25 protein-coding genes are annotated in these 26,445 nt (G+C 64.2%); 16 read left to right on the top strand and 9 right to left on the bottom strand.

The annotated features are described in order from the left end of the window. The first annotated feature begins 78 nt into the window (after window positions 1–78). From dnaB to BN3266_RS12855, 8 genes are all read left to right on the top strand, one after another. Window positions 79–1,434 carry a replicative DNA helicase gene (gene dnaB, locus BN3266_RS12890; protein ID WP_021659429.1) on the top strand — a complete coding sequence of 452 codons (1,356 nt, stop codon included), beginning with the start codon at window positions 79–81 and terminating at the stop codon, window positions 1,432–1,434. Continuing rightward, the gene (gene tilS / locus BN3266_RS12885; RefSeq protein WP_059005533.1) at window positions 1,424–2,821 is read left to right on the top strand and encodes a tRNA lysidine(34) synthetase TilS; all 1,398 of its coding nucleotides are present in this window, start codon (window positions 1,424–1,426) and stop codon (window positions 2,819–2,821) included. Before dnaB ends, tilS begins: the two co-directional genes overlap by 11 nt. Window positions 2,822–2,825: 4 nt before the next feature. After that, window positions 2,826–3,365: a hypoxanthine phosphoribosyltransferase gene (gene hpt / locus BN3266_RS12880; protein WP_044992738.1), complete on the top strand. Its 540-nt coding sequence runs from the start codon at window positions 2,826–2,828 to the stop codon at window positions 3,363–3,365. Window positions 3,366–3,394: 29 nt separating this feature from the next. After that, window positions 3,395–5,392, top strand: coding sequence for an ATP-dependent zinc metalloprotease FtsH (gene ftsH / locus BN3266_RS12875; protein WP_075109760.1), 1,998 nt, complete (start codon window positions 3,395–3,397; stop codon window positions 5,390–5,392). A gap of 202 nt (window positions 5,393–5,594) precedes the next feature. Beyond that, complete coding sequence (locus tag BN3266_RS12870) at window positions 5,595–6,113, top strand: hypothetical protein (RefSeq protein ID WP_059005532.1); 519 nt, start codon at window positions 5,595–5,597, stop codon at window positions 6,111–6,113. A gap of 288 nt (window positions 6,114–6,401) precedes the next feature. Further along, window positions 6,402–8,381 (top strand): DNA gyrase/topoisomerase IV subunit B, encoded by a 1,980-nt coding sequence (locus BN3266_RS12865; protein WP_059005531.1) that lies wholly within the window; start codon window positions 6,402–6,404, stop codon window positions 8,379–8,381. Between the two features lie 42 nt (window positions 8,382–8,423). After that, window positions 8,424–10,664, top strand: a complete 2,241-nt coding sequence (locus BN3266_RS12860; protein ID WP_059005530.1) for a DNA gyrase subunit A — start codon at window positions 8,424–8,426, stop codon at window positions 10,662–10,664. 282 nt (window positions 10,665–10,946) lie between these two features. Then, window positions 10,947–11,603, top strand: coding sequence for a CatB-related O-acetyltransferase (locus tag BN3266_RS12855; protein ID WP_059005529.1), 657 nt, complete (start codon window positions 10,947–10,949; stop codon window positions 11,601–11,603). Window positions 11,604–11,706: 103 nt separating this feature from the next. On the opposite strand, the gene BN3266_RS12850 is transcribed toward BN3266_RS12855, so the two are convergent. Then, a complete protein-coding gene (locus tag BN3266_RS12850; protein ID WP_059005528.1) occupies window positions 11,707–12,036 on the bottom strand; it encodes a winged helix-turn-helix transcriptional regulator in 330 nt (109 codons plus the stop codon). Between the two features lie 196 nt (window positions 12,037–12,232). Here BN3266_RS12850 and BN3266_RS12845 point away from each other — a divergent pair, with 196 nt between their 5' ends. From BN3266_RS12845 to BN3266_RS12830, 4 genes are all read left to right on the top strand, one after another. Then, the gene (locus tag BN3266_RS12845) at window positions 12,233–12,634 is read left to right on the top strand and encodes a pyridoxamine 5'-phosphate oxidase family protein (RefSeq protein WP_059005527.1); all 402 of its coding nucleotides are present in this window, start codon (window positions 12,233–12,235) and stop codon (window positions 12,632–12,634) included. A 15-nt stretch (window positions 12,635–12,649) separates the two neighbouring features. Next, window positions 12,650–13,273: a 4Fe-4S binding protein gene (locus tag BN3266_RS12840; protein WP_059005526.1), complete on the top strand. Its 624-nt coding sequence runs from the start codon at window positions 12,650–12,652 to the stop codon at window positions 13,271–13,273. Between the two features lie 87 nt (window positions 13,274–13,360). Further along, complete coding sequence (locus BN3266_RS12835; protein WP_059005525.1) at window positions 13,361–14,137, top strand: protein-ADP-ribose hydrolase; 777 nt, start codon at window positions 13,361–13,363, stop codon at window positions 14,135–14,137. After that, entirely contained in the window at window positions 14,082–14,951 is an 870-nt protein-coding gene (locus BN3266_RS12830; RefSeq protein ID WP_059005524.1) for an SIR2 family NAD-dependent protein deacylase, read from the top strand. Before BN3266_RS12835 ends, BN3266_RS12830 begins: the two co-directional genes overlap by 56 nt. A 79-nt stretch (window positions 14,952–15,030) precedes the next feature. On the opposite strand, the gene BN3266_RS12825 is transcribed toward BN3266_RS12830, so the two are convergent. The 4 genes from BN3266_RS12825 to hemA all read right to left on the bottom strand — a co-directional run bounded on the left by BN3266_RS12825 (window position 15,031) and on the right by hemA (window position 19,230). Further along, window positions 15,031–15,558 carry a QueT transporter family protein gene (locus tag BN3266_RS12825; RefSeq protein WP_242861781.1) on the bottom strand — a complete coding sequence of 176 codons (528 nt, stop codon included), beginning with the start codon at window positions 15,556–15,558 and terminating at the stop codon, window positions 15,031–15,033. Window positions 15,559–15,729: 171 nt separating this feature from the next. Next, window positions 15,730–17,007: a glutamate-1-semialdehyde 2,1-aminomutase gene (gene hemL, locus BN3266_RS12820; RefSeq protein WP_059005522.1), complete on the bottom strand. Its 1,278-nt coding sequence runs from the start codon at window positions 17,005–17,007 to the stop codon at window positions 15,730–15,732. Next, the gene (gene hemB, locus BN3266_RS12815) at window positions 17,007–17,990 is read right to left on the bottom strand and encodes a porphobilinogen synthase (protein WP_059005521.1); all 984 of its coding nucleotides are present in this window, start codon (window positions 17,988–17,990) and stop codon (window positions 17,007–17,009) included. Before hemB ends, hemL begins: the two co-directional genes overlap by 1 nt. Window positions 17,991–18,039: 49 nt before the next feature. Beyond that, entirely contained in the window at window positions 18,040–19,230 is a 1,191-nt protein-coding gene (hemA, locus tag BN3266_RS12810) for a glutamyl-tRNA reductase (protein ID WP_059005520.1), read from the bottom strand. 372 nt (window positions 19,231–19,602) lie between these two features. On the opposite strand from hemA, the gene secG reads away from it, so the two are divergent. The 4 genes from secG to BN3266_RS12790 all read left to right on the top strand — a co-directional run bounded on the left by secG (window position 19,603) and on the right by BN3266_RS12790 (window position 22,818). Further along, entirely contained in the window at window positions 19,603–19,854 is a 252-nt protein-coding gene (gene secG, locus BN3266_RS12805) for a preprotein translocase subunit SecG (protein WP_021659757.1), read from the top strand. A gap of 123 nt (window positions 19,855–19,977) precedes the next feature. After that, a complete protein-coding gene (rnr, locus tag BN3266_RS12800; RefSeq protein ID WP_075109759.1) occupies window positions 19,978–22,086 on the top strand; it encodes a ribonuclease R in 2,109 nt (702 codons plus the stop codon). Window positions 22,087–22,245: 159 nt separating this feature from the next. Beyond that, window positions 22,246–22,515: a DUF2508 family protein gene (locus tag BN3266_RS12795; RefSeq protein WP_021659759.1), complete on the top strand. Its 270-nt coding sequence runs from the start codon at window positions 22,246–22,248 to the stop codon at window positions 22,513–22,515. 36 nt (window positions 22,516–22,551) lie between these two features. Further along, a complete protein-coding gene (locus BN3266_RS12790; RefSeq protein WP_161213615.1) occupies window positions 22,552–22,818 on the top strand; it encodes a pro-sigmaK processing inhibitor BofA family protein in 267 nt (88 codons plus the stop codon). 219 nt (window positions 22,819–23,037) lie between these two features. On the opposite strand, the gene BN3266_RS12785 is transcribed toward BN3266_RS12790, so the two are convergent. From BN3266_RS12785 to BN3266_RS12770, 4 genes are all read right to left on the bottom strand, one after another. Further along, window positions 23,038–23,673 (bottom strand): hypothetical protein, encoded by a 636-nt coding sequence (locus BN3266_RS12785; RefSeq protein WP_059005518.1) that lies wholly within the window; start codon window positions 23,671–23,673, stop codon window positions 23,038–23,040. A 205-nt stretch (window positions 23,674–23,878) separates the two neighbouring features. Beyond that, window positions 23,879–24,505: an LptM family lipoprotein gene (locus tag BN3266_RS12780; RefSeq protein WP_059005517.1), complete on the bottom strand. Its 627-nt coding sequence runs from the start codon at window positions 24,503–24,505 to the stop codon at window positions 23,879–23,881. A 106-nt stretch (window positions 24,506–24,611) separates the two neighbouring features. Next, window positions 24,612–25,271: a hypothetical protein gene (locus BN3266_RS12775; RefSeq protein WP_059005516.1), complete on the bottom strand. Its 660-nt coding sequence runs from the start codon at window positions 25,269–25,271 to the stop codon at window positions 24,612–24,614. 166 nt (window positions 25,272–25,437) lie between these two features. Further along, window positions 25,438–25,896 carry a hypothetical protein gene (locus BN3266_RS12770; RefSeq protein WP_154669092.1) on the bottom strand — a complete coding sequence of 153 codons (459 nt, stop codon included), beginning with the start codon at window positions 25,894–25,896 and terminating at the stop codon, window positions 25,438–25,440. Window positions 25,897–26,445 lie beyond the last annotated feature (549 nt).

Here is a 26,445-nt window from a genome sequence, read left to right as displayed (position 1 = left end):
CCCGCGTCCCCTTTCGCCGTGTAAGTGAGAAGTCGAGGCGGGCCCCGAGGGGCGCCCGCCCAAGAAGGAGGGACTGCGGTGGAACCGCTGCAACCAACCGGGGACGTGTACGGCCTGAATATGCCCTACAACCTGGAAGCCGAACAGTCGGTGCTGGGCGGCATCCTCATCGACCCCAACTGCCTCTCCACCGTGTTGGAAAGGCTGAAACCCGAACACTTTTACAACCCCCAACACCGGGAGATCTACGCCTGCATCATCCGGATGTTCACCGCCGGCGAGCCCATTGACTTTGTCACCCTGCTCAACGAGGTCTGCGACCGGCAGATTTTTGAGACCAAAGACCAGGCCAAGATCTATCTGACCAACATCGCCCAGATGGTGCCCTCCCTTTCCAACATGGAGACCTACGCCCGCATCATCGAGGAGAAGTACTACCTGCGCACCCTCCTCTACACCGCCCGGGACATCATCGACACCACCTCCGAGGGGGAGCAGGACGCCAAGATGCTGCTGGACATTGCCGAGCAGAAGATCTTCGACATCCGCCAGGGGCGCACCACCCAGGGGCCCCAGCGCATCGACGGCATCATCATCGACACCTTCGACAGCCTGCAGCAGATTTCCGGCGACGACAAGCAGGCCTTCACCGGCCTCTCCACCGGCTTTTCGGCGGTGGACAGCCTGATTTTCGGCCTCAACAAGTCCGACCTGATCCTGCTGGCGGCCCGCCCGGCCATGGGCAAGACCAGCTTCGCCCTCAACATCGCCACCAACGTGGCCAACCGCAGCGACAAGGCGGTGGTCATCTTCTCGCTGGAGATGAGCAAGGAGCAGCTGGTCTCCCGGGTCCTCTCCAGCGAGGCGTCCATCTCCAACTCGGCTTTTCGCACCGGCGACCTGACCGGACAGGAGTGGGCCAACCTGGTGGCGGTGGCCGAGCACCTCTCCCAAAAGGAGATCTACATCGACGACTCCTCGGGCATCACCGTCCCCGAGATGAAGGCCCGGCTGCGGCGGATCAAGAACCTGGGGCTGGTGGTCATCGACTACCTGCAGCTGATGACCTCCGGCCGCCGCATCGAGAGCCGGGTGGCGGAGGTGTCCGAGATCACCCGGAGCCTGAAGATCATGGCCAAGGAGCTGGACGTGCCCATCATCACCCTCTCCCAGCTCTCCCGCGGGCCCGAGAGCCGTCCCGACAAGCGGCCGATGCTCTCCGACCTGCGCGAGTCCGGCTCCATCGAACAGGACGCCGACATCGTCATGTTCCTCTACCGGGACGAGTACTACAACCGGGACACCGAGGACGTGAACATCGCCGAGTGCATCGTGGCCAAAAACCGCCACGGCGAGGTGGACACGGTGAAGCTGAGCTGGGACGGCTCCTACACCCGCTTCGCCTCGCTGGAAACCTACCGCGATGCCCCGTAACCCAGAGGGGGAGGGGCTGCGGGCGGCCGTCTGCGCCGCGGTGCGGCGGCACCAGATGTTTTCCCCCGGCGAGCGGGTGATCGTGGCCCTCTCGGGCGGGCCGGACTCGGTGGCCCTCCTCCACGCCCTGCTGGCAAGCGAGGGGGAGCTGGGGGCCCGGCTCTCGGCCTGCCATCTCAACCACCGGCTGCGGGGGGAGGAGGCCGGGCGGGACGAGGCCTTTGTCCGCGCCCTCTGCGCCGAGTGGGGGGTGCCCCTGTACGCCTTTTCTGAGGACGTGCGGGCCGCCGCCCGGTCCCGGGGCATCTCAGAGGAGTTGGCCGGGCGGGAGATCCGCTACCGCCTCTTCGGCGAGCTGGCCGAGCGGGAGGGGGCGAAGATCGCCACTGCCCACCAGCTCACCGACCAGGTGGAGACCGTCCTCTTTCGCCTCACCCGCCGCGCCGGGCTCGACGGGCTCTGCGGCATCCCCCCGGTGCGGGGCCCTTTTATCCGCCCCCTGCTGGGCTGCACCCGGGCCGAAGTGGAGGACTACTGCCGGGAGGAGGGGCTCCCCTTTGTGGTGGACTCCACCAACGGGGACGAGGCGTATGCCCGCAACCGCATCCGGCTGCAGGTGCTGCCCGCCCTGCGGCAGCTCAATCCCAGCCTGGAGAAAACGGTGGCCGCCACCGCCGGCTACCTGGCCCAGGACCGGGATTTTCTCAATCTCCGGGCCACCGAGGCATATGCTGATTGCAAGGACCCCGGCGGCGGGGTGCTCCCCCGCCTGAACGCCGCCGCCTTTGCGGCCCTCCATCCGGCCTTGCAGGGGCGGGTGGCCCGACTCTTTTTGACCGACTGCGCCCTGCCCGCCACCGCCCTGGCCGCCGAGGCGGTGGTGCGGTTGACCGCCGGGGACGAGGGGGAGCGGGAGCTGGCCACCGGGCGCTACCTGCGCCGCCAGGAGGGGCTTCTCGTCTGCCGGGAGCGGACCGTCCCCCCGCCGCCGGCGGTGCCCTGCGAGCTGGCGGTGGGCAAAAGCGCCAGTATTTTTGGCAAAACCCTCACCCTCTGTGTCACAACAGCGGAAAATGGCGCAATTCTAGAAAAAGTTCACAAAAACCACTTAATAAATTGTATGGACTATGATAAACTAAAGACTACACTTGTTGCGCGCGGCCGCCGGGAAGGGGACAGCATCTCCCTCTCCCGGCGGGGCGTCACCAAAACGCTGAAAAAGCTGTTTTGCGAGCTGGGCATCCCCCCCCAAGAGCGGGGGCGGGTCCCGGTGGTCGCCGACGGCGAAGGGGTGGTCTGCATCCCCGGCGTGGACGTGGCGGCCCGGGTCGCCGTGACCGGAAAAACCGAGAGGATAGCGGTACTGTACTGCGGGGAGGACGTATAAAATGATGAAAGACGACGTGCTGAAGACCCTGATCGGCGAAGAGGAACTCAAGGAGCGGGTGCGGGAGCTGGGCGAGCAGATCACCCGGGACTACCAGGGCAAGAACCTGCTGCTGGTGAGCGTGCTCAAGGGCTCGATTGCCTTTATGGCGGACTTGATGCGGGCCATCGACCTGCCCCTGTCCATCGACTTCATGGCGGTTTCAAGCTACGGCGCGGGGGTCAAGACCTCCGGCGTGGTCAAGATCATCAAGGACCTGGACATCGACCTCAAGGGCTATGACCTGCTGATCGTCGAGGACATCCTCGACTCGGGCATGACCCTCAGCTACATCATGGAGATGTTGGAGGCCAGGGAGCCCAGTTCGGTAAAGATCTGCACCCTGCTCGACAAGCCCGAGCGCCGCCAGGTGTCGGTGGCCCCCGCCTATGTGGGCTTTACCGTCCCCGACGAATTCGTCATCGGCTACGGGCTGGACTACGACGAGAAGTACCGCAACCTCCCCTATATCGGCGTTCTCAAACCAGAAGTTTACACGAAATAGCAAAAGCAGTCAGTTAGGAGGCTAAGCCGTTGACAAAAAAGAGAGGGAAAGGCTCCGGCACAGGAATCTATGTACTCATCCTGTTGGGGCTGGTGGTCTGCGCCTTCGTCCTGCTCAACCTCAAGACGGGCGAGACCAGGACCTACCAAGAAGTCATCGGGTATTTTGACGACCAGAAGGTGGAGAAGTTCACTCTGGATTTCGGCAGCGGGGAACTCAAGGCCAAGCTGCGGGGCCAGGAGGAGACCGTCACCTACAACGTGCCCAATGTCAAGATGTTTGTGGACCATGTGGAGCCCGGCGTGCTCGAGTACAACGAGAAGCACCCCGACGCCCCCATTGAGTACGACTACACCCCGCCGGTGGAGGCTCCCTGGTGGGCGGCCATGATCCCCTACGTGCTGCTCATCGGCGGGATGGCGCTGCTGTGGTTTTTCATGTTCCGCCAGTCCGCGGGCAGCGGCGGCAAGATGAATTCCTTCGGCAAGGCCAAGGTCAAACCCCAGCAGGGAGAGGGCCCCAACCGGGTCACCTTCCAGGATGTGGCCGGCGCCGACGAGGAGAAGGAAGAGCTGCGCGAGGTGGTGGAGTTCCTCAAAAACCCCGGCCAGTTCTCCGCCCTGGGCGCCCGCATCCCCAAAGGGGTGCTGCTCATCGGCCCTCCGGGCACCGGCAAGACCCTGCTGGCCAAGGCGGTGGCGGGGGAGGCCAAAGTCCCCTTCTACTCCATCTCCGGCTCCGACTTTGTGGAGATGTTTGTCGGCGTGGGCGCCTCCCGCGTGCGCGACCTCTTTGACCAGGCCAAGAAGAGCGCCCCCAGCATCATCTTCATCGACGAGATCGACGCGGTCGGCCGCCAGCGCGGCGCCGGCCTGGGCGGCGGCAACGACGAGCGGGAGCAGACCCTCAACCAGTTGCTGGTGGAACTGGACGGCTTTGGCGCCAACGAAGGGGTCATTGTCATCGCCGCCACCAACCGCCGCGACGTCCTCGACCCCGCCCTGCTGCGGCCCGGCCGCTTTGACCGCGAGGTCTATGTGGGCTACCCCGACATCAAGGGCCGGGAGGAGATCTTGCAGGTCCACGCCCGCAACAAACCCCTGGGCCCCGATGTAGACCTGGGCGTCATCGCCAAGACAACAAACGGCTTCACCGGCGCCGACCTGGCCAACCTCCTCAACGAGGCGGCCCTGCTGGCGGCCCGCAAAAACCGCAAGGCCATCACCGAGGCCGACATTCAGGAAGCCACCATCAAGGTGGTGGCCGGCCCTGAGAAGAAGAGCCGGGTGGTCTCCGACAAGGAGCGCCGCCTGACGGCCTACCACGAGGCGGGCCACGCCATCGTCACCTACTACTGCAAGTCCCAGGACCCGGTCCACCAGATCTCCATTGTCCCCCGGGGCCAGGCGGGCGGCTACACCATGAGCCTGCCGAAGGAGGACCGCAACTACCGCACCCGCTCCCAGATGTTTGAGGACATCGTCACCCTGCTGGGCGGCCGAGTGGCCGAGTCGCTGATGCTCGACGACATCTCCACCGGCGCCTCCAACGACATCGAGCGGGCCACCAACATCGCCCGGGCGATGGTCACCCGCTACGGCTTCTCCAAGGAGCTGGGCCCCCTGGTCTACGGCACCGACCAGCAGGAGGTGTTCTTGGGGCGCGACCTCAACCAGGCGCGCAACTACTCCGAAGAGGTGGCCTCCAAGATCGACAAGGAGATGCGGGCCATCATCGACAGGGCGTACAGCCAGGCCAAGACCATTTTGGAGGAGCACACCGACGCCCTGCACACCGTGGCCAAGGTTTTGCTGGAATACGAAAAGGTCGACGGCGAGACCTTCATCAAATTGATGGAGACCCCGCTGCTGGAAGGGGAAGAGGCGGCTCCGGCCCTCTCGGCCCCGGCGGGCGAACCCCCGGTCCTGCCCGAGGGGAACGGCGGTCTGCCGACGCCCCCCGCTCCTCCGGCCCAGCCCGATGCGGGTGAGGGCGGAGAAGAGGACAAGAGCGGACCCCAAGCATAGCACTTTTTGCCAAACAGAGATAGGCGGCTGCCGAACTACCGGCAGCCGCCTTTTTGCGCCTACTCGCAGGGGGGCCATCTGCCTGGCGGCCGGTGCGGTTTTTGCCCTCCTCTTTGCCACCCATTTTTTACCCAAATCTCACCGCCCCGTCACCGTTTTTTCACAAAAGCTGGGTATCCTATCAGCACAGGGAGGTGGCACGATGGACTGCTATTACGAAATCGACAGCTATGTGACGAGAGAGGGGCTGCAGGCCATGGGCGCGGCGCTGGCCCCCGGGCGCGGGGTACAGCGCGCCACCCGCGCCGCCCTGTTTGCCACCGCCCTCCTCTTTTTTGCCGCCGCCCTCGCCCCAGTTCTCTCCTCGGTGTGGGGCGGGCTCCTCCTGCAGGCCGCATTCTTCCTGCTGGGGCTTACCGCGTTGGCCCTCGCCCTCTTCTGGGAGGGGGTGCTGCCCCGGCTCTACTGCCGGAAAAACAGCCCTCTGCTGGGCCGCCAGCACCTGATGCTGGGGCGGCGGCAGCTGATTTGTACCGCCGGTGGGCGGGAATGGCGCCTTGTATACGCCGAGGTGGTGCGTGCCCGCGAACAGGGCGGCGTCATCTACCTGAGCGACGGGGCGCGGCACCTGGCGGTGGACCGCCGCGGCCTGCCCCTGGAACAGGCGCAGGAAATTGCAGCGCTGCTGCACCGAAAGCTGCCCGGCGGGGTCTGGGGATAGCTCCCTTTTGCCCGCCGGCAGAAAAAATAGATGGCGCGGGGGACCGGCTGCACAGTGGGCCGGTCCCCCGCGCCCCTTTTGTGCGCGCCCCGGGACGGGCGCATAAGTGGGCAAAAAGGGCGCAGAATCACCAAAGACGGCTGTCGGCCCTTGACAGTCCGCCCTGTTTTGAGATACTCTAATAAAGTTGGGAAGTGCGCCCGCCGCCCCCTGATTCTAAGGGGTCCGCCGGGCGCCGCTCCCGTTATCCGACGCCGCACCGACAGAGAAAAAGGATGTAGAGCAGATATGACAGCGAAAGCCAAGCAGTACGGCAACGAAAGCATCACCGCCCTGAAGGGGGCTGACCGGGTCCGCAAGCGCCCCGGTGTTATTTTTGGTTCAGACGGGCTGGAGGGCTGCGAGCACTCGGTCTTTGAGATCCTCTCCAACTCCATCGACGAGGCCCGCGCGGGCTTTGGCGACAAGATCGTGGTCACCAAGTACCGGGACAACTCCATCGAGGTGGAGGACTTTGGCCGGGGCATCCCGGTGGACTACAACACCCGGGAGAAAAAGTACAACTGGGAACTGGTGTTCTGCGAGCTCTACGCCGGCGGCAAGTACGGCCAGGGCGGGGACAACTACGAGTACTCCCTGGGCCTCAACGGCCTGGGGCTCTGTGCCACCCAGTACGCCAGCGAGTACATGGACGTGGAGATCTACCAGGGCGGTTTCCGCTACGAGATGCACTTTCAAAAGGGCGAGCCGGTGGGGGAGCTGCAAAAGGAGCCCACCACCCGCAAAAAGACCGGCACCCGCATCCGCTGGCGGCCCGATCTGGACGTCTTCACCGCCATCGACATCCCGCTGGAGTACTACCAGGAGACCATCAAGCGCCAGGCGGTGGTCAACCCGGGGGTCCTCTTTCTGCTGCGGGCAGAGGGGGACAGCGGCTTTGAGGAGTTCACCTACCGGTACGAAAACGGCATCAAGGACTATGTGCAGGAGCTGGCAGGGGAGGACACCCTCACCGCCGTCCAGTACTGGCAGACCGAGACGGCCGGTCGGGACCGGGCCGACAAGCAGGACTACAAGGTCAAACTGTCGGTGGCCTGCTGCTTCTCCAACCGGCGGCAGGTGGTGGAGTACTACCACAACTCCAGCTTCCTGGAGCACGGCGGTTCCCCCGAGCGGGCGGTGAAGACGGCCTTTGTCTACCAGATCGACGCCTACTTGAAGCAAAACGCCAAGTACCTCAAGGGGGAGAGCAAGATCACCTACCAGGATGTGGCCGACGCGCTGGTGCTGGTCTCCTCCTCCTTTTCGACCCAGACCTCCTATGAAAACCAGACCAAAAAGTCCATCACCAACGCCTTTATCGCCCAGGCCATGACCGACTTTCTCAAGCGCTCGCTGGAGGTCTACTTCATCGAGAAGCCGGAGGAGGCGGGGAAGATCGCCGACCAGGTGCTCATCAACAAGCGCAGCCGGGAGAAGGCGGAGAACACCCGCAAAAACCTGAAAAAGACCCTCACCGCCACCATCGACATGGCAAACCGGGTGCAGAAGTTTGTGGACTGCCGCACCAAAGACGTCTCCCGGCGGGAGGTCTACATCGTGGAGGGCGATTCGGCCCTGGGGGCCTGCAAGCTCTCGCGGGACGCCGAGTTTCAGGCCATCATCCCGGTGCGGGGGAAGATCCTCAACTGCCTCAAGGCCGAGTACGACAAGATTTTTAAAAGCGAGATCATCACCGACCTGATCAAGGTGCTGGGCTGCGGGGTCGAGGTCAAGAGCAAGGCCAACAAGGACCTCCTGAGCTTCAACCTGGACCAGCTCAAGTGGAACAAGGTCATCATCTGCACCGATGCCGACGTGGACGGCTTTCAGATCCGCACCCTGATCCTCACCATGCTCTACCGGCTGACCCCCACCCTCATAAGGGAGGGGTACGTCTTTATCGCCGAGTCGCCCCTCTATGAGATCACCACCAAGGACAAGGTCTACTTTGCCTACAACGAGAGCGAAAAGGCCGACATGTTGCGGGAGATCGGCAGCCAGAAATACACCATCCAGCGCTCCAAGGGGCTGGGCGAAAACGACCCGGACATGATGTGGATGACCACCATGAACCCCGAGAGCCGGCGGCTGATCAAGGTCACCCCCGACTCGGTGGAGGAGACCGCCACCATGTTCGACATCCTGCTGGGGGACAACCTGGCCGGCCGCAAGGAGTTTATCGCCGAGCGCGGACAGGACTACCTGGACATGCTGGACGTGTCCTGATCCAGACGCGCCCCAGGAAAACGCTTTTGAGAGGGAAATGATATGGCACCCAAAAAGAAAAAAGAGGCCCCGCGGCAGAAGCGGGCCATCCCCAACGCCGAGATCGCCGGGGCGGGGATCGTGGTGGAACAGCCCATCACCAACACCCTGCAGGAAAACTACATGCCCTACGCCATGAGCGTCATCGTCTCCCGGGCCATCCCCGAAATCGACGGCTTCAAGCCCGCCCACCGCAAGATCCTCTACACCATGTACAAGATGGGGCTGCTCAAGGGCGGGCGCAGCAAGTCGGCCCGCATCGTGGGCGAGACCATGAAGCTCAACCCCCACGGGGACGCCGCCATCTACGAGACAATGGTCCGCCTCTCCAAGGGCAACCAGACCCTGCTGCACCCCTACGTGGACTCCAAGGGCAACTTCGGCAAGGCCTATTCCCGGGACATGGCCTACGCCGCCTCCCGGTACACCGAGGCCAAGCTGGACGCCATCGCCGAGGAGCTCTTTCGCGACATCGACAAGGACACGGTGGACTTTGTCGACAACTACGACAACACCATGAAGGAGCCCACCCTGCTGCCGGCCACCTTCCCCACCATCTTGGTCAACGCCAACCTGGGCATCGCCGTGGGGATGGCCAGCGCCATCTGCTCCTTCAACCTGCGGGAGGTCTGCGAGGCCACCATCGGCATCCTCAAGGACCCGGACTGCGACATCAGCGAGACCATCAAGGCCCCCGACTTCCCGGTGGGGGGCATCTACCTCTACGACGAGGCAGAGCTTCGCAAGGTCATCGACACCGGGCGGGGCAGCTTTAAAATCCGCGCCAAGTACCGCTATGACGAGAAGGAAAACTGCCTGGAGATCACCGAGATCCCCCCCACCACCACGGTGGAGGCCATCATCGACAAGATCATCGACCTCTCCAAACAGGGCAAGCTGCGGGAGGTCAACGACATCCGCGACGAGACCGACCTGGGCGGGCTCAAGATCGCCATCGACCTAAAGCGCCGGGTGGAGCCGGACAAGCTGATGGCCAAACTCTACCGGATGACCCCCCTGCAGGACAACTTCTCCTGCAACTTCAACGTCCTCATCGCCGGGTCGCCCCGGGTGATGGGGGTGCGGGAGCTGCTGCAGGAGTGGACAGCCTTTCGCCGGGAGTGCGTTCGCCGCCGGGTCTATTTCGATTTGGAGAAGAAAAAGGCCCGGCTGCACCTGCTGCTGGGGCTCGAAAAGATCCTGCTGGACATCGACAAGGCCATCCGCATCGTGCGGGAGACCAGGGAGGAGCAGGAGGTCGTCCCCAACCTGATGATCGGCTTTGGCATCGATAAGATCCAGGCCGACTACGTGGCCGAAATCAAGCTGCGCCACCTCAACCGGGAGTACATCCTCGCCCGCACCGGCGAGATCGAGACCCTGAAGGCGGAGATTGCCGAGATGGAGGAGATCCTCGGCAGCCAGAAGAAGTTGGACAAAATCATCATCGGCGAGCTCAAAGAGGTGATGGCCAAGTACGGCCAGGACCGCCGCACCGAAATCAGCTATGTGGACGAGCACGTCTACGAGCCGGAGGAGGAGCAGGTGCAGAGCTACGAGGTGCGGCTGTTCTTCACCGCCGAGGGCTACTTCAAGAAGATCACCCCCCAGTCCTGGCGGATGAGCCAGGTGCACAAGCTCAAGGAGGGGGACTTCATCGCCCAGGAGATGGACGCCAACAACGACTGCGAGCTGCTCTTCTTCACCGACCGCCAGCAGGTCTACAAGGCCCGCTGCGCCGACTTTGCCGACACCAAAGCCAGCCTCATCGGCGACTTCATCCCCGCCAAGCTGGAGATGGAGCCGGGGGAGAAGTGCCTCTACATGGTGGCCACCAAGACCTTTGAGGGGTACATGCTCTTCTTCTTTGAAAACGGCAAGGTGGCCAAGGTGGGCCTCTCGGCCTACCAGACCAAGACCAACCGCAAAAAGCTGGTGGGCGCGTACAGCGACAAGTCCCCCCTGGTGGCCATCGACTACGCCCCCGAGGACAAGGAGTACCTGCTGCGCACCTCGCTGGACCGGATGCTCATCGTCAATTCGGCCCTCATCGCCCCCAAACAGACCAAGAACACCCAGGGGGTGGCGGGCATCAAGCTGACCAAAAAGGCGGTGCTGCAGAGCGTGCGCCCCCTGCGGGAGGCCGAGCTGGCCGACGAGCACCGCTACCGCACCAAGACCATCCCCTCCATGGGGGCCAAAATCGCCGTGGAGGACCTGGCCAGCCAGTTGACCCTGGGCTGATGGGCCGACGGCGAAGAACGCTTTCAAAATACAGTGGGCGCCCTGCGGCGCGGCGAGAGGCCGCGCCATGGGGCACCCCTTTTTTGTGCGGCTGAGGAGGATCTTCCTCTGCCTTTCCCCCCGCCCGGGTGTGGACAACGGCCCTTTTGTGGGGTAGGATAGAGGGGAAGGCGGGCCGCCCGGCCCGCAGAGACAGAGAGAAGGGGATCAGGTGAAGCGCTGCATTGCCGCCGCCGGGATAGCACCGAACTAAAACACCGCTTACAGGGAGGTTTTTCAGTTATGCCTATTCCGGCCAAAACCATCTACCCGCGCACCGGGGACCGCCAGACGGTCTATCTGGACGCGGTCACCGAGGGGCCCCGCATTCAGGTGGGGGCCTACACCATGTACAACGACTTTGTCAACGACCCGGTGGACTTTGCCAAAAACAACGTGCTCTACCACTACCCCGTCAACGGCGACAAGCTGATCATCGGCAGCTTCTGCTCGATTGCCTGTGGGGCCAAGTTCCTCTTTACCAGTGCCAACCACACCCAGCGCTCCCTCTCGACCTACCCCTTCCCCCTCTTTTACGAGGAGTGGGGGCTGCCGGTGGCCGAGGTCGCCACCGCCTGGGACAACCGGGGGGACATCGTCGTCGGAAATGACGTCTGGATCGGCTACGAGGCCGTCGTCCTCTCGGGTGTCCACATCGGCGACGGGGCCATCGTCGGGGCGCGGGCGGTGGTGACCAAGGACGTGCCGCCCTACACCGTGGTGGGGGGCGTACCGGCGAAACCCATCAAGCGCCGCTTCGACGAGGAGACGGTGCAGCGGCTGCTGACGGCCCGCTGGTGGGACCTGCCGCGCCCGGCGATCGAGGCGCTGCTGCCTGCCATCCGCAGCGGCGATGTCGAGGCCCTCTGCCGGGCGGGGGAGGGGCGTCCCCTGTACTGATTGCCCGCCCCGTTGCCCTGAGACGGGCGCGGCGGGGGGAGAGATAAAGGGAGAGGGCGGGTCGCCGGCGCAGAGCTGGCAGCCCGCCCTCTCTTCTTTTTCCCTAGGCGGAGGGGGTGTTTTGGGCCTTGTACTGTTCGCCCCAGTCCCACATGGCGTCGAGGATGGGGCGGAGGCTGTACCCGGTCTCGGTGAGGGTGTACTCCACCCGGGGCGGCACCTCGGGGTAGACCTTGCGGCGCACCAGGCCGCTGGCCTCCATGGCCCGCAGCTGGGCGGTGAGCACCTTCTGCGAGACGCTGCCGATGGAGCGCTTGAGCTCGCCAAAGCGCTTGGTGCCGGAGAGCAGGTCCCGCAGGATCAGCACCTTCCACTTGTCGCCGATGAGGGTGAGGGTGGTCTCCACCGGGCAGGCGGGCAGCTGTTTTTCCATCTCGTTTCCTCCTTTTTCTGCGCGCGGGGGGAAAAAGGAAGTTCCCCACAAACCGCACGATCACACAATGGTTTCCATTTGGTAACTACACCACTTTATAGTGCGTACTTTACGAAAAGCGCCTGTGGGACTAGTATAGGGTCGTGGGAGGGAAAAGTCAACTCCTCCCCCTGAGCGACACAGGAGGTGCCTTATGATGAACGAAGTGGTCACATTTTTGCAGGAGAACCCGGTGCAGTACCTGGCGACCGTGGGGCGGGACGGCAAGCCCAAATGCCGGCCGTTCATGTTCTGCTTTGAGAGAGAGGGCAAACTCTGGTTTTGCACCAACAACACCAAGGAGGTCTACAAGGACCTGCAGGAGAACCCCTATGTGGAGGTCTCCACCTCTAGCCCCGCCTATGCCTGGATCCGCCTGAGCGGCAAGGCCGTCTTTGCCGACGACCGGGCGGTGAAGGAGGGGTGCATGGAAAACCCCATCGTCAAGGGCCAGTATCAGAGCGCCGACAACCCGATCTTCGTGGTCTTCTACCTGGAAGGGGCCAAGGCGGTCCTGGCCGATTTTTCCGGCAACCCGCCCCGGGAGTACACCCTTTAGGGGGGAGGGGACGCGGTGAACGCACAGCAGTGTTTGACCTACCTGGTGGAGGAGATCCACTCCACCGTGGCGGCCACGGTGGATGAGCAGGGGATGCCCCACACCTGCGCCATCGACATGATGCTCGCCGACGAGGGGGGCCTCTACTTCCTCACCGCCCGGGGCAAGGCCTTTTACCGGCGGCTGATGGCCCGGCGCTACCTGGCCCTCAGCGGGATGAAGGGGAAGGACACCCTCTCCACCGTGGCCGTCTCGGTGCGGGGCTGGGTGAACCCCATCGGCCGGCAGCGGCTGGAGGAGATCCTCGAGAAAAACCCCTACATGCGGGAGATCTACCCCACCGAGGCCGGCCGCCGGGCACTGGAGGTGTTCTGCCTCTACCGGGGGGAGGGGGAGTATTTCGACCTCTCCCAGCTGCCGCCCTTTCGCCAGACCTTCTCCTTTGGCGGGGAGGAGGGCCGGGCGGCGGCCTACCAAATCGACCCGGCCCGCTGCATCGGCTGCCGGGCCTGCCGGGAGGTCTGCCCCACCGGCTGCATCAGCGGGGAGAACCCCCGCACCATCGACCCGGCGCACTGCATCCACTGCGGCAACTGCGCGGATGCCTGCCCGGTGGGGGCGGTAAACCAACCGAATTGAACGGCAGGGGCCAATTCCCCCGGCAGGGCAAAACCGGCCGGGGCGTTGCCGTCCCCTTTGACAGCTATAAAGAGAGGAGCAGGAGCGATGGATCAGGACGAGCGCAGGGCCTACCTGCTGCGGGCCCTTTTGGCAGAGCGGCAGGAAGAAGGGGGGACGATCCCCTCCTCGCCGGGGGAACAGTGGCGGCTGCTGCGCAGCCTTTTCAACGTCCGCCCGCCCAAACCGGTCAGCGAGGCGTTTTTGCAGGTGCAGGACGCCTACTTGCAGGAGGAGACCGCCCGCAAGGGGATCGTCGACTGGGCGGACCTCGCCCCAGTGGAGGAGGGTATCGCCCTCTGGCGGGGGGACATCACCGCCCTGCGCATCGACGGCATCGTCAACGCCGCCAACAGCCAACTGCTGGGCTGCTTCTACCCCTGCCACGGCTGCATCGACAACGCCATCCACACCTACGCCGGGGTGCAGCTGCGCCTGGCCTGCGCCGAGCTGATGGCCCGCCAGGGGGAAGAGGAGCCGGTGGGCCGGGCCAAAATCACCCCCGGCTTCAACCTGCCCTGCCGGTACGTCCTCCACACGGTGGGCCCCTACGTGGCCGGCCCCCTGACCGAGGGGCACCGCCGTCGACTGGCCGACTGCTACCGCGCCTGCCTGGCGCTGGCGGAGGAGAGGGGGCTGCGCTCCCTGGCCTTTTGCTGTATCTCCACCGGGGAATTTCACTTCCCCGCCGAGGCGGCGGCCGAGATCGCCGTCGAAACCGTTCGGGCCCACCGGGCCCTGTCAAAGCGACCACTGGAGGTGGTGTTCAATGTCTTTACAGAGAGGGACCTCGCCCTCTACCGGCGGCTGCTGGGCAGAGGTTGAGCGGCTGCGGCAGGCCCTGGCGGCTGCCGACGCGGTGGTGGTGGGGGCCGGGGCCGGGCTCTCCACCTCGGCCGGGCTGACCTACACGGGGGAGCGGTTCGAGAAGAACTTTGCCGACTTCAAGGCCCGGTACGGCATTGGGGACATGTACTCCGGCGGTTTCTACCCCTACGGCAGCTTGGAGGAGTACTGGGCCTGGTGGAGCCGCCAAATCCTCCTCAACCGCTACGATCAGCCGCCGGGCGGGCCCTATCTCGACTTGCTGCGGCTGCTGGCGGGGAGGGACTACTTTGTCCTCACCACCAACGTGGACCACCAGTTTCAACTGGCGGGCTTTGACAAGAGGCGGCTTTTCTACACCCAGGGGGATTACGGTCTCTGGCAGTGTTCCCGCCCCTGTCACGACCGCACCTACGACAACGAGGAGGCGGTGCGGCAGATGGTCCGGCGCCAAAGGGATCAGCGGGTCCCCGGTGAACTGGTGCCCCGCTGCCCGGTCTGCGGGGCGCCCATGGCCATGAACCTGCGCTGCGACGGCCGCTTTGTGGAGGACGAGGGCTGGCATGAGGCGGCCCTGCGCTACCGGGCCTTTTTGGAGGGCCACCGGGGCCGGCGTCTCCTCTTTTTGGAGCTGGGGGTGGGGGGCAACACCCCGGTCATCATCAAGTACCCCTTCTGGCAGATGAGCGCCGAAAATCCCAGGGCCACCTACTGCTGCATCAACCTGGGGGAGGCATCCGCCCCGCGGGAGCTGGCGGGGCGGGCCATCTGTATCGATGCCGACATCGGCCAGGCCCTGGCGGCCCTCGGCTAAAACAGGGGGGAGAACAAAAGCGAGAGTGCCCGGCGCGCAAACTGCGCGCCGGGCACTTCTTTTGACCTATATCAACGACTTACTCCCCAAAGAGCTGGCGGTGCAGCCCCTTTTTCTCCAGCAGCAGGGCCAGGGGGATGCCCAGCAGGTAGACCACGGCGGCCTCGCCCACCGCCACCCAGAGGGCGTTGGTGAAGAAGACCGGCAGGGTGAACGCCTCGCCGGGCACCAGCCAGATGGTCAGCTCGACGCCCACCACCACCGCGTTCCACAAAACCGGCATCAGCGCGGGGAGGAGGGGGAGCCGCCGCACCCGCACCCGGCGCAGGGCGCGGGTGCAGAGGGCGGCCCCCAGGGTGGCCAGGGTGCCGAAGACGATGTCCACCACCCCCATGGGGCTGCCCAGGTTGCCCACAATGCAGCCCACCGCCAGGCCGGGCACGGCGGCGGGGGTGAAGAGGGGCAGGATGCACAGCGCCTCGGACAGGCGAAACTGCACCATGCCGTAAGCGAGCCCCAGGGCGTTGGAGAGGTAGGTGAGCGCTACATAGAGGGCGGCGATCATGCCGGCCTGCACCAGGTAGCGCGTCGGGTTCCTTCGTTTCATCATTTCATCCATCCTTTAGTTTTATTTTGGGTCAGGAAGGTCTCGAACTGACCGCGCCGCCGGAGAAGGGTCCGGCAGACGCAACTCCTAGAATAGCGCATTTTTCGGCAGAAAACAAGCCTCTTTTCGCTGCCGAAAAGAGGCTTGTGGGGAGCGCTGGGAAGGGGGAAATCAGCGGGTGAAATAGGCCCTGGCCACCTCCAGGGTGCGCTCGATGTCCTCGCTCTGGTGGGCGTTGGAGAGGAAGATAGCCTCGAACTGGGCGGGGGCGAAGTAGCAGCCGTTTTGCAGCATGTGGCGGAAGTAGAGGCCGTAGGCGTCGGTGTCGGCGCGGCGGGCGCTGGCGGCGTCCACCACCGGGCCGGGGGTGAAGAAGAGGCAGCCCAGGGAGCCCACGCTGTTGACGGTACAGGGCGCGCCGCTCTCCCCGATGATCTCCCGCAGCCCGTCAAAGAGCTCGGTGGCGCGGGCGGCGGCCCGGGCATAGACCTCCGGGTGGCCCTTGAGGATGCGCAGCTGGGCCAATCCGGCGGCCATGGCCACCGGGTTGCCGCTGAGGGTGCCCGCCTGGTAGACCGGCCCCACCGGGGCGATCTGCTCCATCACGTCCCGGCGGCCGCCGTAGGCCCCCACCGGCATCCCCGCGCCGATGATCTTGCCGAAGGTGGTCAGGTCGGGCTGCACCCCGTAAAAGCCCTGGGCCCCATCGAGCCCCAGGCGAAAGCCGGTGATCACCTCGTCGAAGATGAGGAGGGCCCCCTCTTTTTTGGTGATCTCCCGCAGCCCCTGCAAAAAGCCGGGGGCGGGGGGGACCAGCCCCATGTTGGCGGCCACCGGCTCCACGATGACGGCGGCGATCTGCCCGGGGTTGTCGGCAAAGAGGGCGCGCACGCTGCCCAGGTCGTTGTAGGCGGCGGTGAGGGTGTCCTCCGCCGTGCCCGCGGGCACCCCGGCGCTGCTGGGCACCCCCGCAGTCATGACGCCGGAGCCGGCCTTGACCAGCATGGCGTCGCAGTGGCCGTGATAGCAGCCGTCAAACTTGACGATCTTGGGGCGGCCGGTGTAGCCGCGGGCGGCCCGCAGGGCGCTCATCACAGCCTCGGTGCCGGAGTTGACCATCCGCACCATCTCGACGGAGGGGACCAGCTCGCAGATGAGCTCGGCCATCTCCACCTCCTTTTCGGTGGCCGCGCCAAAGGAGAGGCCGCTCCCCGCCGCCGAGATCACCGCCTCGCGGATGGCGGGAAAGTTGTGGCCCAGGATCATCGGCCCCCAGGAGCCGATGTAGTCGATGTAGCGGTTGCCCTCCACATCCCAGATGAACTGCTTGTCCGCCTTGCGGATAAAGCGGGGGGTGCTGCCCACCGCGGCAAAGGCCCGCACCGGGCTGTTGACCCCGCCGGGGATGTGCTGCACCGCCCGGGTAAAGAGCTCTTCCGAACGGCCCATCAGCCGATCCTCCCTTCGTCCATCCACCCGGCCAGCTCCTTGGCGTAGTAGGTGATGAGGATGTCCGCCCCGGCCCGGTAGACCGAGAGGGCGGCCTCGCAGGCCACCGCCGCCTCGTCGATGAGGCCGGCTGCCGCCGCGGCTTTGATCATGGCGTACTCCCCGCTGACGCTGTAGGCCGCACAGGGGAGGGGGAAGGCCTGGGACACGTCGCGGATGACGTCCAGGTAGGAGAGGGCGGGCTTGACCATCAGCAGGTCGGCCCCCTCCTCCACGTCCAGGGCGGCCTCCTTTATGGCCTCCCGCCGGTTGTGGGGGTCCATCTGGTAGCCGCGGCGGTCGCCAAAGGCGGGGGCGCTGTCCGCCGCCTCCCGGAAGGGGCCGTAAAAGGCCGAGGCGTATTTCACCGCGTAGGAGAGGATGGGGACATCGCTGCGGCCGGCCCCGTCCAGCGCCCGGCGGATGGCCCCCACCCGCCCGTCCATCATGTCGGAGGGGGCCACCATGTCCGCCCCCGCCTCCACGTGGGAGAGGGCGGTCCTGGAGAGCACCTCCAGGGTCTTGTCGTTGTCCACCGTCTCCCCGTCGAGGATGCCGCAGTGCCCGTGGGAGGTGTACTCGCAGAGGCAGACGTCGGTGATGAGGTAGAGTTCGGGGAAGGCCGCCCTGGCCTGGCGCAGCGCCCGCTGCACCACCCCGTTTTCGTCCCAGGCGCCGCTGCCGCAGGCGTCCTTCTCGTCCGGCAGCCCGAAGAGGAGGACGGCGGGCACCCCGGCCTTCACCACCTCTTCGAGCCCTTGGCAGAGGGTATCGGGGCTGTATCGCAGCTGGCCGTAGAGGGAGGGGATCTCCTCCACCACGCCGCTGCCCTCCCGCACAAACAGGGGGTAGATCAGGGAGGACTTGTCCACCCTGGTCTCCCGCACCATCTCCCGCAGAGCGGGGTTCCCCCGCAGGCGGCGGGGGCGCTTGGTCATATCCATATCGGCAATGCTCCTTTGCAGGTGATTTCTGTGGTGAAAAAGGGGGGGATCACTCCCCACGGGGCCGGGCCGAGCGCCGCAGCGCCTCGATGCAGTCTTGGTAGAGGGTGCGGTCCAGCTCCTCCCGCAGGCCGTAGAGGAGGCGGGCGGCCGCCTTTTCGCAGGCGTCCCGCGCCCGGCGCTCCAATTCCAGCCGGGCGGCCGCGTCGTCGGCCACCAGGGCCGCCACCTCCCGCACGGCGGGGAGATGGGGGCGAAAGTCGCACCAGTCGCAAAACCCGTCCGCGGCGGCCTGCAAAATGGCCTCGGCCCGCGCCACCTCCTGGCGGCGGGCCTCCCCCTCGCCGCCCCCCTCCAGGTCGTCGATGTCGTAGAGGGTGACGCTGGGGAGCGCCCCCAGCCGGGAGGAGATGTCCCGCGGCACCGCCAGGTCGATGAGCACCCGCTCCGCCCCGTCGGCGAGGACGGGGGCCGCCTCCTCGTAGCGGAGGGTGTGGTGGGGGCTGGCGGTGGCGCTGACGAGGGCGCGGCAGCGGGCCAGCCCCTGCAGCCGCTCGTCGTAGCGGATCACCCGGCAGCCCGCGGGGATCTTGACCTCCCCCGAGCGGTACTGCCGCACCGTCATCTCCACCCGGCAGCCCAGGGAGACCAGGGTGGAGGCGGCCAGCCGGCCCATCTCCCCGTTGCCGATGACCAGGCAGGGAAGCCCCTTTAAATCGGCAAAGTGGCGGCAAATCAGGTCGGCCGCCCGGCTGGCGGAGGAGCTGTCCACCGCCGTCAGCCGCACCGAGGTCTTGACCTCTTTGGCGGCGGTGACGGCCGAGAGGAAGAGGCGGTCGAGCACCCCGTCGGCGCTGCCGCAACTGCGGGCCAGGGCCAGGGCGCCCTTGACCTGGGCGATGATCTGGTCCTCCCCAAAGACCCGGGAGCGCAGCCCGCAGGCCAGGGCGAAGAGGTGGTCCACCGCCGCCCGTCCCCGGCGGACGGCAAAGGGGACGTCCGCCGGGTCGGCCCCCTTGAGGGCGCCCAGCAGCGCGGCGGGGTCGAGGGCCGCCCCCTCGGCGCAGGAGAGCCAGAGCTCGGTGCGGTTGCAGGTGGAGAGGAGGACCGCCCCCTCGAGCGCGGGATGTTCGGCCAGCCGGCCCAGGGCCTCGGCCGCCTCGGCCTTGGTGAAGGCAAAGCGCTCCCGCAGTTGCAGGGAGGCGCGGCGGTGGTCGATGCCTGCCATGGCGATATTCAAAAGCGCTCACCCCCAAAAGAAAGAAGCCCCGCGAGGGGCAGTGAAAATCTCTCTTTTCCCATTTTACGACAATCGCCCCAAAAGCACAAGGCAAAGAGGGGGGCGGCCGGGGGAGAATTTGGCGGCCTCTCCGCCCCCTTCTTTGGGCAAAAAAGAGAGCCGGCGGTTTCCCGCCGGCTCTGTCCAGTGGACAATACTTGCAAACGCCAAAAAATAAAGGTACACTGGACAAGAACTAGTCTGTCCCCGCCGCCGGGTATTTATGCGAAAAATCGGGGAAAAACAAAATTGACAAGCCCCGGTGGGTGTGCTAGAATATGAATGTTATTTTGAGGTCTTGAGCGAGAAAAAATTCTATTCGGAGGGTTCGCCGTGAATACAATTCAAATCGTAGCGGGCGTGTTGCTGATCATCGCCTGCCTGGTAATCATCTTGATGGTGATGATGCAGGAGGCCACTTCCGGCATGTCCGGCGCCATCAGCGGCGGCGCGACGCAGTCCTACCTGGGGCGCTCCGGCGGACGGACCCCGGAAGCTCTGCTGAGCAAGTGGACCAAGATCGCAGCGGTCGCCTTTTTTGTACTGACAATTTTAGTCGGCGTACTTGAAATATTTTTTAAGTAAGATGAGAAAAAGCACCCTGCCGGATGTGCAGGGTGCTTTATTTCGCAAAAAATTCGTCGGATATTGTGGATGAAAAGACAGTTGGGCCGGGACGGCCCCTGGGAAAAGGACAGGTGAACGACCATTAAACTGAAAGAAACGGTAGAGAAACAGCTGCGGGAATCCCGTCAGCCCTACATGAACATGAAGCTGCTGTGCACCCGGATGCCCAGCTTTCAGAAGTACCAGATCCGGGCCTGCCTCAACGAGCTGGAGAGGGAGGGCAAGGTCTACTTCTCCAAGGAGAGCGGCTACGCCCTCTGCTCCCGGCTGGGCATCGTCAGCGGCACAGTGGTCAAGGTGGCGGGCAAATTTGGCTTTGCCCAGCTCGACGACGAGGAGGGCACCCAGGTCTTCATCCCCGGCCGCTTTTTGATGGGGGCCATGGCGGGGGAGAAGGTGCTGCTGAAGACCCGCCCCAGCCGCACCGGCCAATCGCTGGAGGGCGAGGTGCTCCACGTCACCCCCGACCCCGACGGCGGCTACATCGGGGTGCTGCACCAGGCCGGCCAGAGCTGCTGGGTGGTGCTCGACTCGATGCCCAAGACCGACATCCAGGTGCGCCCCTCCAGCGTGGGGACCGCCAAGGACGGCGACAAGGTGATGGTCAAGCTGGCGGTGCGGGGCAAGAGCCACTTCAGCCACGTGGCCGAGGTGGTCACCGTCTTCGGCGACAGCAAAAAGGCCAAAAACTGCTGCGACGCCATCCTGGTGGAGAACAAGGTCAAGCTGGACTTTGACGAGGCCACCCTGCAGGAGGCCGCGGCCGTGGGCGAGCGGGGGGTGGACCCCGCCGACTTTGCCGGCAGAGAGGACCTGCGGGACTGGTGCATCTTCACCATCGACAGCAAGGAGACCAAGGACATCGACGACGCCATCTCCTTTCGCCAGGTGGAGGGCGGTTTCGAGCTGGGGGTGCACATCGCCGACGTGTCCCACTACGTGAAGCGGGGCAGCGCCCTGGACGCCGAGGCCTTTGAGCGGGGCACCTCGGTCTACTACGCCAACGCGGTGGTGCCCATGCTGCCGGTGGAGCTCTCCAACGGGGTCTGCTCCCTCAACCCCGACGAGGACCGGCTGGCCCTCTCCTGCATCTGCAAGATGGCCCCCTCGGGCGAGATCCTCGGCTACCGCATCGCCAAGACGGTGATCCGCTCCTGCAAAAAGTGCGCTTACAGCGAGGTAAACGCCCTTCTGGACGGCACCGCCACCCCCGAGGTGGAGGCGGCCTACGCCCAGGTGAAGGAGACCCTTTTGCAGATGGGCGCCTTCGGCAAGGTGCTGGAGGCCCGCCGCTTTGGCCGGGGGGCCATGAACATCGAGAGCATGGAGGCCAAAATCGTCATCGACGAGAACGGCGACCCGGTGGACATCCTGGTGAGGGACCGGGGCGACTCGGAGAAGATGATCGAGGAGTTCATGCTCACCGCCAACGAGGCCGTGGCCCGCTTTGGCAGGGAGAAACAGCTCCCCTTTGTCTACCGGGTGCACGAGGACCCCGACCCCGAGCGGTTGGAGGTGTTGCAGGGGATCGTCAAGGCCTTTGGCCACCCCTACCTGAAAATCAAGGCCGGGGCCCCCTCCAAGGTGCTGGCCGATGTGCTGGACGCCACCCGGGGCAAGCCCGAGCAGATCCTCATCCACAAGATGGTGCTGCGCTCCATGGCCAAGGCCAAGTACGCCGAGACCCCTCTGGGCCACTACAGCCTGTCGCTGCACGACTACACCCACTTCACCTCCCCCATCCGCCGCTACCCCGACCTCTCGATCCACCGCATCCTCACCGACTATCTGGACGGGGTGCCGGCCGAGGAGATCAAAAAGCGCTACGGCGAGTTTGTCAAGGAGGCGGCCCTTCAGTCCACCAACCGCGAAATCGGGGCCATGCTGGCCGAGCGCTCCTGTGACGACGCCTACAAGGCCCAGTACATGGAGCGGTTTGTGGGCCAGGAGCTGGACGGGATCATCTCCGGCGTGGCCAGCTACGGCTTTTACGTCCAGCTGCCCAACACCGCCGAGGGGCTGGTGCGGCTGGCGACCATCGAGAACACCGACTTTGAACTGTCGGAGGACGGCACCAAGCTGGTGGAGGAGCGCACCGGCCGCACCCTGCGCATCGGCGACCCGGTCAGGGTCAAGGTGCGGGCGGTCAACGTCTCCCTGGGCCAGGTGGATTTTGACCTGGCAAAATAGCTTTTTTCCTTCCAAAACGCCTTTGCGAGGGCGGAGCTGCGGCTCCGCCCTCTTTTTGCGCCCGGGTGCGGGTTACTAAAACCTTCCCCCGCTGCATACAAATGGTAGCGACCGGGCAGACTACCACTACCGACAGCGAAGCGGAAGGGGGATTTCCCAGTGGAAGCGATCATCAAGGCGCGTGCGAGCGCGCGAGACTGGCTGCGCCGGGCCAAAGGCGAGGAGCAGCCTTCCGACCTGGAGCAGATATTGGGGGACATCGCCCGCACCAACGACGAGTTGGCGGCGGCGGTCAACCGGTTCAACTTTTCCTGTGACGACCTGCTCATCGACGCGGCTGCCTTTGAAATGCAGGCGCTGGAGAGCAGACTCGCCTTTCTCTACCGCAAGGCAAAGGAAAAGGGACTGCACATCGGGGCGCAGGGATGAGCCCTGCCCCCGCCATAAAAGGGGATGGAAAACAGGATGGACAGCTATACCTGGGCCCTCATCGCGGTGGCGGTGGTGGCCGTGCTCTGCATGATCTGGGCCTTTTCGCGGGGGCGGCACCCCTGTCCCACCGCCCTCTTTACCGGCCTGGCGGGCATCTGCGTTCTGCTGCTGCTCAACGTGCTCTCGCCCTTTATCGGGCCGACCCTCAAGCTCAACTTCTACACCTGCGGCGCCTCGGCGGTGCTGGGGGTGCCGGGGGTGGTGGGGATGCTCTTCTTGAAATTCCTCTTTGGGCTGTGAGGGTACATAGGAGCTCCGGCGGGCCAAGGCCTCGGGGGGAGAAAAAAGGCATTCGGCCCAACCGGGCCGAATGCCTTTTTTTGCGGCGGCTTTTCAATCTGCCCTGCGCGGCGGGGAAGAGGGCGGCGATTTTCCCCGATCCCTGCAAAGGGGAGGACAAAAAGCAGGCGGGCGTCCCCGCTGGGGAGCGCCCGCCTGTTTTTGATTGTTCGGTGCGATCTACTGCTCGTAAACGCCCGAGATCAGCCACTTGTCACCGTGCTCGACGACGGTCACCTTCAGGGTGGAGTCCACGTAGGGGGCGGCGGCGACGATCTCTTCCATCTTGTCAAACAGCTGGGGGGCCAGGGCGTCGGTCAGCTTCTGCTGCATGGCGGCCTCTCCCTCGTTCTGCATGACTTCCAGCAGCTCGTCCATGTGCTCCAGCGCGTAGGTCTGGCCCAGAAGGGCGAACTCCTCAGAGGCGGTGGAGAAGTCGATGCTGTCAAAGTCGAGCTGTTTGATGTTGACGACGGCGTAGGCCTCGCCGTTTTTCTCCTCGGCGCTCACCAGGGTGTACTCTTTGATCACCTTGCTGACCACGTTTTTGAAGAAGTCTTTGGCCTCGGTCTGGAAGACCTCGCCCATCTCCTCGGCGCCGAAGGACTCGTCGAGGGTCTTCTCAAACTCGACCAGCCCCATCTCGTCGGAATAGCCCTCTTCACAGGCCGCGCTCAACGCCTGCACGTCCCCCGCCTGCATGGCGGTGAAGTAGCTGTCCACGGCGTTTTTGATGGCCTCTTTGTTGTTTTTTCCACAGCCGGTCATGGAGACGCAGAGCGCCAGGACCAGTGTGAGTGTTGCCAGTTTTTTCATATAATCCCTCTTTCAAAAGAAATGTTGTTGCCATTATACCACAGATACAAAAATTTGTGGACTGTTTTGGCCGCAAAACCGAAAAATCGAGGGAAAAAGGCGAACAAACGGCAGCGAAAGGGGAGGAGGATGTCTGTCCGACCGACAGCGCAAAAAAGAGAGCCGTCTAAAGCGGCTCTCTTTTTTGCGGAGGGGGAAGCTGGACCTACCGGGAGAGCTGGGTGATGACCCAGCGGTCGTTCTGCTTTTCGAGTTTCACCTCAAAGGTGTAGTCCACCGCCTTGATCTTGTCCACACTTTCGCCCATCTTTTGAAAGAGGAGAGGGGCCACCCCGTCATAGAGTTTTTTCTTCATGGCCGCCTCTCCCTGGGTCTGCATGACGGCAATCAGCTCGTACATGTGGTCCTCGGTGTACTGGTTGCCCAACTCCTGCACCAGCGCCGTATTGTCCATGGGGAGCTGGCCCAAGTCGAGCATCTTGACGCTGAGGGTGGCGACCGCCTTCCCCTTTTCGATGGAGAGGCTGTCCAGCTTGTACTCCTTGACAAATTTGGCGATGGTGTCCTTGCCAAACTGCTCGGCCTCACTGCGGAAGACGTCGCCGAATTGGTCGGTGACAAATCCCCCCATCACCTCGGCAGAGAGGACCATGGTGGTGTGGTCCGAGAGATCATCGTCGCAAAAGTCCTTGGCCCCGCTCAGATCCCCCGCCTGAAAGGCGGCAAAATAGCCGTTGACCACCTCTTGAATGGCCTTTTCGTCCTTGTTGCCGCAGCCGGTGAGGGCCAGGCAGAGCACAACGACAAGGGCGGTACTGATGAGCTTTTTCATATTCCTTCTCCTTTCGCGGGCGGTCGCCCAGACGGGTCGGCCGCCCTCTCAAAGCGCTCTGCCGGGGATGGGGCATCCTCCTCTTTTTTGCCGGCAGGCTGCTTTTTTACAGTTCCTGAATGCGATCGATGCGCCACTCGCCGTCGTTTCCCTTGAGGGTCAAAACGCAGGCGAAGTCGACGGACTCGATCTCGTCGACCTGTTTGCAGAGGTCGTCGTAAATCAGGGGGGCGACAGCATCGTAGAGCCACTGTCCCATGGCGTCCTCCCCTTGGGAGCGCAGGATGGCGGCCAATTCGTACAGGTGGGTGTCGGTGTACTGGGTGATGATGGCCTCCGGCTCCAACTGCAGGGGCAACTGGTGGAAATCAATGGACTTGCCGCGCACCGTCACCCTAGCCGTTCGCTCTTTGGTAGGAGAGCCCTTCTCGATTTCAATGCTTTCGATGGCGTAGCTGGGGACAAATTTGCTCAAGGCGTGCTGGAGAAACCGCTCCCCCTCCTGGCGGAAGGTGTCGCCCAGGTTCTCGCGGAGGAGGACGTGGATCAGGTCGTAGTAGTAGGCGACCTTGTCCTCGATGCGGAAGGTGCCGGAGTCGTAGCGCGGGGTGCAGCTCTCCTCCGTTGCCCTCTCCCACTCGCCCTCCTGCACGGCGGCAAAGAAATTGTTGACGGTGCTCTCAATGGCCTGCTGATCCCTCTTCCCGCACCCCGAAAGGGCGAGGCAGAGCAGGGCGGCCAACAGGATGCTTCCCCATTTTTTCATGTCACTTCCCCCTTTTGCAAACGCCCTTTTCCCGGCGGGGCGCTCTGCGCTTCCGTCTAGTTGGGCCGGGTGCGGCTGACCAGCTACCTTCCATCGGCCTGTTTTAGGGTCATCTCCATCTCAAAATCCTCTGCCGGGGCCGCTGTCCGCCGAAGTGCGCATCTTCTCAAAGAGGAGGCCGTAAAGCCCTTCGGAGATCTTTTCCTCCATCGCCTTTTCCCTTGGGTCTGCAGGACAGCGGCAGCTCGTAGAGGTGCTCATTGACGCACTGGGTGCCCAAATCCTTGTTGTACACAGGGAAGGAGTCGTTGAGCAGGTCGATCTTCTTTCCGGTGAGAACGGCGGTGGCATGGCCATTCTCCTCCTTGGCGCTCACCAGGCTGTATTGGCGGATGGTGTGCGCGGCCAGGTACTTGGCGAATGCCTGTCCCCGCTTCTCAAACCCGCCGCCCAGCGAGGTGGTGCCGAATTCCGCCTTCATGGCATTGCAGTAAAAGCGGATTTTGTACTCGTCGGTGAAGTTGTCGGTGCACAGCTCGTCCAGCCCCTCCAAATCGCCTGCCTGCAGGGTGGCAAAGTAGCCGTTGACGGCGTCCCTAGATCGCCTCCTTGTGGTTGGCCCCACAGCCGGTGAGGACCAGCGTCAGGGCGAGGAACAGTGCCAGCGCCCCACCGAACCTCTTCTTCGCACTGCCCCTCCTCCCGAATGGATGAGCTGTCCACATCGACTGATTTCGACAAAACCTTTTTACTATTATAGCATAAAAAACAAAACGGTGAAGAGTTTGTGAAACATTCTATGACAGTGTAGAAAAGTGGAGACTGAAATTGTGCAAGAGCACAGGGAGGAGAGGGGGTCGCCTTGCAGCGGGCCAAGCGGACCTGTGCGATCCCGCGAAAAATATGGGAGAAGGGGCTTTTCGGTGGAGCTGCGGAAGCGGCTGTCGTCGCTGGAAAAGAGGCTTTTTGCGTGGGCCGATCCCTCCCACCGTGAGGGCCGACGTTGGGCGCAGTACAGCGATTTTCGGGGGGGCGGCGGGGATGTCCCAACAAGGCGGCGGTGTCTCTGCTTGCTTTCGGGGCGGACAGGGGGACCATCGGTAACTGTGCAGCCGAGCCTCTCTGCCCGTCCTGCCGCCGGGCCCGCTGTTTTGCCCGTCCGGGAGGCAGGAGG

The sequence above is a fragment of the Bittarella massiliensis (ex Durand et al. 2017) genome (assembly GCF_001486165.1).
In the GTDB taxonomy this organism is placed as follows: domain Bacteria; phylum Bacillota; class Clostridia; order Oscillospirales; family Ruminococcaceae; genus Bittarella; species Bittarella massiliensis.
Note: the sequence above shows the minus strand (reverse complement) of the source record. Positions and strands in the feature narration are given on the sequence as shown.